The organism is Veillonella sp. Ser01 (genome assembly GCF_053850375.1).
Genome location: NZ_JBSPUA010000001.1, coordinates 530,638 through 542,431, shown reverse-complemented (window position 1 = coordinate 542,431; position 11,794 = coordinate 530,638). Strand labels below are relative to the sequence as shown.

At 36.9% G+C, this 11,794-nt stretch carries 10 protein-coding genes; all 10 read left to right on the top strand.

The genetic code is table 11. From position 1 onward, the window contains the following. The 10 genes from ACWTVK_RS02545 to dnaK all read left to right on the top strand — a co-directional run bounded on the left by ACWTVK_RS02545 (position 1) and on the right by dnaK (position 11,789). Positions 1 to 813, top strand: a complete 813-nt coding sequence (locus ACWTVK_RS02545) for a class I SAM-dependent methyltransferase (protein ID WP_456045843.1) — start codon at positions 1 to 3, stop codon at positions 811 to 813. Then, on the top strand, positions 810 to 1,739 hold the full coding sequence (gene miaA, locus ACWTVK_RS02540) for a tRNA (adenosine(37)-N6)-dimethylallyltransferase MiaA (protein WP_456045842.1): 930 nt from the start codon (positions 810 to 812) through the stop codon (positions 1,737 to 1,739). The genes ACWTVK_RS02545 and miaA overlap by 4 nt, the downstream gene beginning before the upstream one ends. Further along, entirely contained in the window at positions 1,736 to 2,974 is a 1,239-nt protein-coding gene (locus ACWTVK_RS02535; protein WP_295232025.1) for a methionine gamma-lyase family protein, read from the top strand. Before miaA ends, ACWTVK_RS02535 begins: the two co-directional genes overlap by 4 nt. 199 nt (positions 2,975 to 3,173) lie before the next feature. Next, on the top strand, positions 3,174 to 4,235 hold the full coding sequence (gene mnmA, locus ACWTVK_RS02530) for a tRNA 2-thiouridine(34) synthase MnmA (protein ID WP_105094344.1): 1,062 nt from the start codon (positions 3,174 to 3,176) through the stop codon (positions 4,233 to 4,235). Between the two features lie 38 nt (positions 4,236 to 4,273). Further along, positions 4,274 to 6,073 (top strand): translation elongation factor 4, encoded by a 1,800-nt coding sequence (lepA, locus tag ACWTVK_RS02525; protein WP_456045841.1) that lies wholly within the window; start codon positions 4,274 to 4,276, stop codon positions 6,071 to 6,073. 4 nt (positions 6,074 to 6,077) lie between these two features. Then, complete coding sequence (hemW, locus tag ACWTVK_RS02520) at positions 6,078 to 7,262, top strand: radical SAM family heme chaperone HemW (protein WP_456045840.1); 1,185 nt, start codon at positions 6,078 to 6,080, stop codon at positions 7,260 to 7,262. Positions 7,263 to 7,343: 81 nt separating this feature from the next. After that, positions 7,344 to 7,946, top strand: coding sequence for a nitrite/sulfite reductase (locus tag ACWTVK_RS02515; protein WP_456045839.1), 603 nt, complete (start codon positions 7,344 to 7,346; stop codon positions 7,944 to 7,946). Between the two features lie 398 nt (positions 7,947 to 8,344). Further along, positions 8,345 to 9,361, top strand: coding sequence for a heat-inducible transcriptional repressor HrcA (hrcA, locus tag ACWTVK_RS02510; protein ID WP_456045838.1), 1,017 nt, complete (start codon positions 8,345 to 8,347; stop codon positions 9,359 to 9,361). Between the two features lie 12 nt (positions 9,362 to 9,373). Beyond that, positions 9,374 to 9,919, top strand: coding sequence for a nucleotide exchange factor GrpE (grpE, locus tag ACWTVK_RS02505; RefSeq protein ID WP_456045837.1), 546 nt, complete (start codon positions 9,374 to 9,376; stop codon positions 9,917 to 9,919). A 28-nt stretch (positions 9,920 to 9,947) separates the two neighbouring features. Continuing rightward, entirely contained in the window at positions 9,948 to 11,789 is a 1,842-nt protein-coding gene (gene dnaK / locus ACWTVK_RS02500) for a molecular chaperone DnaK (RefSeq protein ID WP_119207150.1), read from the top strand. Positions 11,790 to 11,794: the final 5 nt, after the last annotated feature.

Below are 11,794 nucleotides of genomic sequence, written 5' to 3'. Positions count from 1 at the left end.
ATGAATATACTAACGACATCTCAAAAATCTAATGAGGTCATTCAGGAGGAAGCCAAGGCACTGGCTTCCTCTATGCATATGACATATATTAAACGAGGTAAAACATCGATACCAGCCTTATTCGGTAAGTATCAATGCGAATATATTGCAGTTCTTGCTGGTTCTGGATTAACTATTCATTTCCCAGATAATCAACAACATACCTTTCATTTGTCTATGGCTCAATTACGTATATTACGTTTACAACGCGGTGAAGGCGATCATCTCGTTAATGCGGTACAAGTCATATTAGATACAAAAGGATTATCTAATAGAGATAAATTTACGTTTTTAGACTGTACAATTGGCCTTGGTAGTGACAGTATTGTAGTGAGTTATGGTTACCCACAGGCTCAAATAACTGGCCTAGAAGGGTCTTTACCTATATGGCTTGCCACTTGTCATGGTTTAGCTCATTATATTCATACTGATGATAGTGTAACGAATGTATTGCGACGTATTAAAGTAAATCATGATACCTTTGAGCACTATTTACCAAACCTACCTGATAATAGTATTGATATTATTTATTTTGATCCTATGTTTGAAGTTCCTGTAGAGGAAAGTCCTCAATTCAAACCTCTTCGGGGACATACTGTGGAAAGTCATATAGATGATAAAATCATGGCACAAGCTATGCGTGTTGCCACTTATGGTGTTATTATTAAAGAACGACCATTTAGTTCGGTCTTTCAAAAGTATCCGCCCCATCAATGGGTGGGTGGAAAATATAGTCGTATAGGCTATGGTGTATATATGAAGGAGTTAATGTGAATCCCTTAATTACCATCGTTGGACCAACGGCGGTAGGCAAAACAGATCTTACCTTGAACTTAGCAGAACAGCTACATGCTGAGGTTATTTCTGGTGATGCTTATCAAGTATATAAACAACTCAATATTGGTACCGCTAAACCATCGGCGGATGAACTTAACCGTGTGAAGCATCATCTTATCGATATATTAGAACCAAATGATTCATATTCAGTATCTATTTTCCAAAATCAAGCTAAAGAGATAATTGGTAGATTAAATGATAGGAATATTCTACCTATTCTGTCTGGTGGTACAGGGTTATATGTTCAATCGTTATTAGAGAACTATAACTTTAATGAAGTTAAGCCTGATGAAAATTTACGATTAGAACTAGATGAGTTATTTAATGCTAAAGGTATAGATGGTTTACGAGACTATGCTTTCACATTAGGAAGAAAATATAATATAGAAATTCAATATAGTGATAAACATCGTTTGTATCGAGCTATTGAAATATTGCATCATGGTGATGTAGATTCGTTACGTAATCAGACAAAAGATGGTGTATCTTATAAAGGGCCTGTTATTGGTCTTATGAGAGATCGTGATCAGTTATATGAACGCATTAATTTACGCGTTGATATGATGTTTGATGCAGGTTTAATTGAAGAGGTTGAGCAACTAGTTAAGTCCAGTGTAAATCCTGACTGCCAAGCCTTTAAGGGGATTGGTTATAAAGAGGTTGTAGATTATATAAATGGCAGTATTAACCTTGATGAATGTAGAGATTTGATCAAGAAGAATACTCGTCATTTCGCAAAGCGACAAATTACTTGGTATAAGCGTATGCCATATATTGAATGGATTCATATTGATAATAATACATCTAAAGATTTTATATTTAATAAAGCTATGGAATTAATTCGTAGAGAAGGATTAGCATGACATTAGAAGAAATACGTAGTAAAGCCCTTGAGATGGCTGAACCTGAATTTAAAAAGTTTGAACCTATTGCATTGGCCAATACAAAAAAGGTATTAGAAGCCTTTAAAGAGTGCCAAGTATCTGATTATCACTTTACAGGCACTACGGGCTATGGTTATAACGATGTGGGCCGCGAAAAACTAGATGAAGTATTCGCTTATGTATTTAAAGGTGAAAAGGCTATTGTTCGTCCTCATTTCGTATCTGGTACGCATGCACTAGCAACAACTCTTATTGCTTTAATGGGTAATGGATCTAAGGGGACTGAGTTTATCTATGCAGTTGGGGCTCCTTACGATACAATGCAATCCGTAATTGGTGCTGCTCGTGAAGTGCGTGGATCTCTTGTAGAAAAGGGGTTTACCTATACTGAGGTACCTTTAAAAGATAATACTTATGATGTGGAAGCTATTGCTAATGCTGTTAATGATAATACGAGAGTAGTAGTGATTCAACGCTCCCGTGGTTATAGTACGCGCGAACCATTATCTATTGCAGATATTAAGATTATTGTAGATGCTGTAAAAGCTAAAAACTCGAATACTATTTGTTTTGTAGATAATTGTTATGGTGAGTTTACAGAACTGCAAGAACCTTTAGAAGCAGGCGCCGATATTATGGCTGGTTCTCTCATTAAAAATGCAGGGGGCGGCTTAGCACCAACAGGTGGCTACATCGTAGGTCGTGAAGACTTAGTAGAGGATGCAGCATATCAACTTACTGCGCCAGGACTGGGTGATCATATGGGCTCTTATGCACCTGGTTACCGATTGTTCTTCCAAGGTTTATTTATGGCTCCTCACGTAGTATTACAAGCTCTTAAAGGTGCTGTATATACGGCTGCAGTAGGTGAACTGTTAGGATATGATGTATTCCCAAAAGTAAATGCTGATCGCTACGATTTAATCCAAGCTATTAATCTAAAAAACGGGGAAGAAATGGAGCACTTCTGTGTAGGCATGCAAGCCTATTCTCCTGTAGATGCCCACGTACATCCAATTCCTGGTGATATGCCTGGGTACGAAGATAAAATCATCATGGCCGGTGGTACCTTTGTACAAGGTTCATCTATTGAATTGAGTGCAGATGGTCCTGTTCGTCCTCCGTATACGATTTTTATGCAAGGTGGCTTAGTATTTGAACATTCCATGCTTGGTATTTTAGGAGCCGCTGAAGAGCTTTTAAAACATAGATAATGATTTGAATCCCTTTTGTTATAAGAAAGGGATTCTTTTTATTTCAAATCTTTTCAATGTACCTAATTCTAGGCTATAATATAAGTTGCTATAATTTCATAGCAATACTACTCGGACTTTTACACCGAACTAGTGTTTTACACGTCAGGCTTTCACCCTGATTAGTTTTATGATCAAGAGATCATTAAAAGGAGAAAGTATGGAAAAAGTTATCGCTGTAGCTATGAGTGGCGGCGTAGACAGTTCTTTAACTGCTGCAATGCTACTAAAACAAGGCTATAAAGTATTTGGTATTACCCTATGGCTATGGGTGAGTGGTACACCTTATGATTCAGTGCCTCTCGCTGTTACAGATGCTAAGAAGATGTGTGATTTTCTTGGTATTGAGCATCATGTTATTGATGCTCGTGATGTATTCTACGATAATGTAGTAGATTACTTCGTAAAAGAATATGCCTATGGTCGTACACCAAATCCTTGTGTATTCTGTAATAAAAATATCAAATTTGATTTGATGCTCAATCGAGCCCTTGAACTTGGTGCCACACATATGGTTACTGGCCATTATGCACAGGTTAATTATAATGAACAAACTGGTTTATATGAATTACATAAAGGCGTTGATCCTACTAAAGACCAAAGCTATGTTATGTACAATATGAACCAACGCATTTTGAGTCACCTCATGTTCCCACTAGGTGGCCAATGTAAGACTGAAACACGTAAATTAGCTGCTGAATATGATTTGCCAGTAGCTAAAAAACCAGATAGTGTAGATATTTGCTTCTTGCCTCATGGGAATTATCAAAAGCTTGTAGTAGAAGAAATGAAAGATAAACCAAAGTCTGGTAATATCGTTACTGAAGATGGTGAGGTATTAGGTAAGCATAATGGTTTATTTAACTACACTATAGGCCAACGTAAGGGCCTTGGCATTGCATATAAGCATCCATTATATGTAATTGGCTTTAATGGTGAACGTAATGAAGTCATTGTAGGTCCTAATGATCGACTTTTTACGAATCGTATGATTTGCAAGTTCTATAATTTCCTAGATGATACAATTCATAAAGAATTAAAAGCAGAAGGTAAAATTCGCTATGCAGCAAATCCTTCACCTTGTACTGCACGTATCTTAGATGATGATACGATGGAAGTTATCTTCGAAGAACCACAACGGGCTATTACACCAGGTCAGTCCGTAGCCTTTTATAATGGCACTCAACTATTAGGAGGTGCTGTTATCGATCGCGTATGTTAGAAAGGAGAATACAAGTTCCTTGAACTTGTTTACATAGTATGTCAACGAAAAAGATTAGAAACTTCTGTATTATAGCTCATATTGACCATGGTAAATCTACCATCGCTGATAGATTAATTGAATATACTGGTACATTACAAAAGCGTGAAATGGAAGCTCAAGTTTTGGATTCCATGGATCTTGAACGAGAACGTGGTATTACCATTAAAGCTCAATCTGTTCGTATTTTGTATAAAGCACAAGATGGAGAAGAGTATACTTTAAACCTTATCGATACTCCTGGCCATGTGGATTTCAGCTATGAAGTATCTCGTTCTCTTGCAGCTTGTGAAGGTGCACTACTGGTAGTAGATGCTGCACAAGGTGTAGAGGCTCAAACGTTGGCGAATGTGTATCTCGCTTTAGAACATGATCTTGAAATCATTCCTGTTATTAACAAAATTGATTTACCTTCTGCAGATCCTGATCGAGTTAAACATGAAATTGAAGATATCATTGGCTTAGATGCATCAGAAGCAGTGTTATGTTCTGCTAAATCAGGCATCGGTATCCCTGATATTTTGGAAGCTATTGTAAATAAAGTACCTGCGCCACCAGATAAATCTGATCAACCTACGAGAGCTTTGATTTTTGATAGCCGCTTTGACTCCTATAAAGGTGCTATTGCGTATGTACGGGTAAAAGAAGGCACTATCAAGACAAAAGATACAATTCGTATGATGCATGATAAAAAAGATTTTGATGTTACTGAGCTTGGAATCTTTACACCAAATCTCGTACCAGTACAAGAATTACCTTGTGGATCGGTAGGTTGTATTGCAGCTAGTATCAAAAATGTAAAAGATTGTCACGTAGGTGATACGGTAACATTAGCTAATAATCCTGCACCAGAGCCATTGCCAGGCTATCGTAAAGCTGTATCTATGGTATATTGTGGTCTCTATCCGACAGAGTCTAAAGATTACGAAAACCTTCGTGATGCATTAGAAAAGTTACAGCTTAACGATGCTGCCTTGGAATATGAAGCGGAAACATCCTTGGCGTTAGGTTTTGGTTTCCGTTGTGGCTTCCTCGGTTTGTTACATATGGACGTTATTCAAGAACGGTTAGAGCGAGAATATAATTTAACGCTCATTACGACAGCTCCATCTGTAAACTACAAGGTATATAAAACAAATGGAGAAATGCTAGAAGTAGATAATCCGGCTAAATTGCCACCTCCTACAGAAATCGACTACATTGAAGAACCATATGTAAAAGCTACTACAATTGTGCCTAAAGATTTCGTAGGTACTATTATGGAGTTATCTCAAGATAAACGTGGTGAATATCAATCCATGGAATATTTGGATGAATCACGTGTATCTGTTGTGTATCACTTGCCTTTGAGTGAAATTATTTACGACTACTTTGATAAATTGAAATCTGCTACAAAGGGTTATGCATCTCTTGACTATGAGTTGATTGGATATAAACAATCTCCAATGGTTAAGATGGATATTCTATTAAATGGTGATCCTGTGGATGCATTGTCTATTATCGTACATAAGGACCGTGCTGCTACACGTGGTCGTGCGTTAGCTGAAAAATTAAAAGAATTGATTCCTCGTCAAATGTTTGAAATTCCAATTCAAGCAGCGGTGGGCACGAAAATTGTGGCTCGTGAAACTGTAAAGGCTTGGCGTAAAGACGTTTTAGCAAAATGTTACGGCGGTGATATTTCTCGTAAGCGTAAACTCTTAGAAAAACAAAAAGCTGGTAAGAAACGTATGAAGTCTGTGGGCTCTGTAGAAATTCCGCAAGAAGCATTTATGGCTATTCTCAAGGTTGAGGACTAATATAATGAAAACAGATTCTAATACTTTGAATCTGGTTACACTTGGGGATATGGGCTTGTATGTCCATATCCCTTTTTGTAAACAGAAATGTATGTACTGTGATTTTCCAGCCTATCAAAATTTACAAGATTATTACGAAACCTATGTCTATGCATTAATACAAGAAATAGATTTGTGGGTGTCAGAACACCCAGAGTCTAAATCTAAACCTATTGATACTATTTATTTTGGTGGTGGTACACCTACTGAATTATCAATTCAACAGTTACAGATGATTGTCGATAAAATCAAAAGTACTTTTACTATTACTGACGATTGTCATATGACTATAGAGTCTAATCCTGGTGAGGTAGATCTACCGTATCTCACTAAGTTAGTTAAACTAGGCTTTAATCGTATTAGTTTTGGCGTTCAAACATTTGATGATAAGGCGCTTACCATGCTGCATCGCAGTCATAATGGGGAAAAAGCTAAACAAGCTGTTTATGAAGCTAAAGAGGCTGGCTTTACAGATATTAATATAGATTTGATCTATGGATTACCTAGACAGTCTTTAGAAGGCATAAAGCGTAATTTAGAGATTGTAAAAGATTTGCCTATAAACCATATTTCTACTTATGGACTACAGGTAGAAGTAGGAACCTATTTATACCACTTAGTACAAAAGAATCTCATTTCTATTCCTAGTGAAAGCATTGATGAAGCGATGTATGACACAATGATGGAAGGATTAAAAGAGTTAGGTTTTGAACGATATGAAATTTCTAATTTTGCTAAAGCTAGTTCTTATAGTCGTCATAATTTAAAATATTGGCACTATGTAGACTACTTAGGATTTGGTGCTGGAGCTCATTCCTTCTATGATGGTATACGCCGTAGTAACAATCGAAATGTGATGCCTTATATACAAGCGGTAGATCGATATACTATGCCTACTATCGATACGGAGACTATTACTGTAGAGCGAGCTCAAGAGGACTTTTGCTTCTTAGCGCTTCGCACTAAGTGGGGCCTTGATGAACAAAAATTTAAGGAAAGATTTGGCGTATCTGTACATAACTTATTTGGCACTGTATTAGAAGATTTAGTTAATAAAGGCTTATTAGAATATCAAAATGGTAGTTATCATTTAACTTCAGAAGGCGCCAAGCATGGTAACTATGTATTTAGTCAATTTATTCGTGAGTAATTTCTCACAGTTTCTCAAAATCTAATATGTTAGTATAAATAGGATGATGATGAATAAGCATGCTAGATTTGAGGAGGAACGATGAAGACATCTGTCATATTACACGGTTTACATAATGAATTTACTTTAGATCAAATGAAAGCATGCATAGAACTAGCTGAAAAATATGGAGGATCCTTCCGTCATGTTGTAACAGGTATACAAATTACAGGTATTGAAAAAGACGATAAGGAAGAACTTATCTCTGAATTACCAGAAGGCGTAACTACAGTTGTTCATAGAGGTGTAAATTCTTTAATTGCTTGCGTAGGTAAAGGCTATTGTAAAAATGGCCAAATGGAAACTAAAGAATTGGCTGATTATGTAGAGAGAAAACATTACGGCCGAAAAACCTCTCACAAGTGCAAAATTGGAATTAGTGGCTGTGGTCGTAACTGCCCAGATGCAATGGTAAAAGATATTGCTTTTATTGGTACATCTCAAGGTTTCATGCTGGCTGTTGGTGGCAATACAGGAATGCGACCAGAGGCTGGTAAAATTTTGGCTAGAAAGCTTACTGTTGAGCAATCCAAAAAAGCTGTAGATATCTTAGTAGATTGGTATGCAGAACATGGCGAGCCCCGTGAGCGTATGGGAAAACTATTAGAACGCTTAGGTAATCCCTTAGAAGGTGTAGAACTATAAGTTGCTATATTTTAAGTGCTAATGGTTTTATAGTTCTTAATCTGTTCGTTTATCTAGAGAGTGATTGGTTTTTCTCTGAGTTTTAGTAACAATAAAATTATTACATATATAAACACTTATACTATTTTATGGTTTTAATAATAAAAATGTTATTAGACCATCATATTCTACTATTTAGATTTTAGAATATGGCATAAATGTAGATAGTATAAGTGTTTTCTTATTATTGCACTTTGATTTTTTGACTAATTAATTTAAAATATTAAATTGTCTTTTTGACTAAATAGATATTATTTGACTTTTTAAGGATTTTTTTGCTTGACAATTTTTTCCTATGTGATAATATTATACATGCGATTAGCACTCAAAGTTTATGAGTGCTAACAAGAGGTGTCATTATGGATGAAAGAAAACAGCGCATCTTGCGAGCCATAATTGAAGACTACGTTAAATCTGCTGAACCTGTAGGTTCCAGGACGATTGCAAAGAATTATAATCTTGGTATTAGTCCTGCAACAGTACGCAATGAAATGTCCGATTTAGAGGAGTTAGGCTATTTGGAGCAACCTCATACATCGGCGGGACGTATTCCTTCAGCTAAAGGCTATCGCTTATATGTTGATTCTATGTTGAGTCAACAACCTGTTCCATTACAGGATGCTGAGAAAATTGAAATGTTATGGAAACATTCTAATGGATCTACCAGTGAGCTCTTCTTAAATATGGCTAAATTATTATCACAAGTGAGCCATAGTATGAGTTTGTTCTTAGCTCCAGCCCATGATAGAGCATTAATCAAATACATTCATGTATTGCCGCTTGATTCACATCAAGCTGTCATGGTTGTTATTACTGAAACTGGTGCTCTTGATAATGAATTAATGTACTTTACTGAAGGCGTTTCGCCTGATGTATTACAAAGTTTAGCTATGCAATTTAGCAATGCTTTACAGAATATAAGTATTGGTCATGTAACAGCTGAAGCGTTAGGAACACTATTGATTCATATGGAAGGTCCACGAGGGATTTTGATGATCCTTTCAGAAACATTATTACGAGCAATTAATAAACGTAAGTTGTTCTATTCTGTAGGTACCACGGAGTTGTTAAATCAACCAGAGTTTAAGTCTGTTGAAAAAGTGCAACCCTTGCTTTCATTAGTGGAAGAACAAAATCAATTGGGACAATTATTAAAGGATGATTCACCTACACCTGTAAAGGTAAAGATTGGCAATGAAAATGATACCGAAGCACTTCAATCAATGAGTATAGTACAAGCTGATTTTACAAATCAAGATCAACCTATCGGTACTCTTGCTATTCTAGGACCGACACGAATGGAATATGGTCGTATCATTGGCATGTTGTCTCATATGAAACATATAATGGAATCTATGGTAAAAGAACAAAAATAGAAAGGGCATATAATGGCTGAAGAACAAGACATTAAACAAGAAACAGTTGACGAAATAGTGGAAACTACAAATGTAGAGACGCCAGCTGTTGAGGAAGCTGACGAAGTTGTGGCGGACGCAGCTCAAGTATTAGAGGAGCTCAAAGCAGACTTTGATAATCGCTATAAGCGTTTACAAGCGGACTTCGACAACTTCAAACGTCGTACTAATCAAGAAAAAGAGCAACTTGCAGGATATGTTAAAGGCGATGTACTTACAGATCTACTTCCTGTATTAGATAACTTTGAACGAGCTGTTCAAAGTCCAGTAGAAGGTGATGCAAAGGTATTCCTTGATGGATTTATCATGATCCATCAAAACTTGATGGCTATGTTATCTAAACACGGTTTAGCCGTTATCGATGCGGTGGGTAAACCATTTGATCCAAATTTCCATCAAGCAATTATGCGAGTGCCGTCAGATGAATATGAATCTGATACGGTATGTGAAGTATTACAAACTGGCTATACTGTTGATGGTCGTTGTATTCGTCCAGCAATGGTAAAAGTTGTTGAATAGATTATAAAGGTTTTAGGAGGCATATATTATGGCAAAGGTAATTGGTATTGATTTAGGTACTACAAACTCTTGTGTTGCGGTTATGGAAGGTGGCGAACCTACAGTTATTACTAACCAAGAAGGCGCTCGTACAACTCCTTCCGTTGTTGGTTTTGCAAAGAATGGCGAACGTTTAGTTGGTCAATTGGCTAAACGTCAAGCTGTATCTAACCCTGAAAACACAATCATTTCTATTAAACGTCACATGGGTACAGACTACAAAGTAACTGTAGAAGGTAAGTCTTATACTCCTCAAGAAATTTCTGCAATGATTCTTCAAAAAATCAAAGCTGATGCAGAAGCATATTTAGGCGAACCTGTTAAACAAGCAGTTATCACAGTTCCTGCATACTTTACAGATGCTCAACGTCAAGCTACAAAAGACGCTGGTGCGATTGCAGGTCTTGAAGTACTTCGTATCATCAACGAACCTACAGCAGCTGCTCTTGCATATGGTGTAGATAAAGATGAAGACGGTAAAGTTCTTGTATTTGACCTTGGTGGTGGTACATTCGACGTATCTATCCTTGAACTTGGTGATGGCGTATTCGAAGTATTGGCAACATCTGGTAATAACCATCTTGGTGGCGATGACTTCGACCAACGCATCATGAACTACCTTATTGAAGAATTCAAAAAAGAAACTGGTATCGATTTATCCAATGATAAATTAGCTGATCAACGTTTAAAAGAAGCTGCTGAAAAAGCTAAAATTGAATTGTCTGGCGTAGCTAGCACAAATATCAACTTGCCATTCATCACAGCTGATGCTACTGGTCCTAAACATTTGGATGTAACATTGACTCGTGCTAAATTCGAAGAATTGACTGCTGATTTGGTACAAGCTACAATCGAACCTACTCGTAAAGCTATGAACGATGCTGGTTTATCTGCATCCGATATCGATAAAGTATTGTTAGTTGGTGGTTCTAGCCGTATTCCAGCTGTACAAGAAGCTATTAAAAAAGTATTGGGTAAAGAACCAACTAAAAACGTTAACCCTGATGAATGTGTAGCTATTGGTGCTGCTATTCAAGGTGGTGTATTAGTAGGTGAAGTAAAAGACGTATTGTTACTTGATGTAACTCCATTGTCTCTTGGTATTGAAACAATGGGTGGTGTATTCACACGTATTATCGATCGTAACACTACAATTCCTACATCTAAATCTCAAGTATTCTCTACTGCAGCAGATAACCAACCATCTGTAGATATCCATGTATTGCAAGGTGAACGTGAGTTCGCAGCAGATAATAAAACATTGGGTCGATTCAACTTGGATGGTATCCCAGCAGCTCCTCGTGGGGTTCCTCAAATCGAAGTTACATTCGATATCGATGCTAATGGTATCGTACACGTAAAAGCTAAAGATTTGGGTACTCAAAAAGAACAAAAAATTACAATTACTTCTTCTAGCGGCTTGAAAGAAGACGAAATCGAACGCATGGTTAAAGAAGCTGAAGCTCATGCAGCAGAAGATAAAGCTAGAAAAGAAGAATTAGATGTTAAAAACAATGCAGATTCCTTGGTTTACCAAGCTGAAAAAGCATTGAAAGAACTTGATGGTAAAGGCGATACTGCTTTATTGAAAGAAGTTGAAGAAGCAAAAGATAAATTGAAAAAATCTATCGAAGCTGGCAACATCGAAGATATCAAAAAAGACAGTGAAGCTTTGGAACAACCATTACATAAATTAGCTGAACAAATGTATGCAGCAGCACAACAAGCTCAACAAGCAGCTGGTGGTGCAGAGCAAGGTCAACAACAAACAAAATCTGATGACAATGTAGTTGATGCTGATTACACAGTAGTGGATGACGACAAGAAATAAGAAGG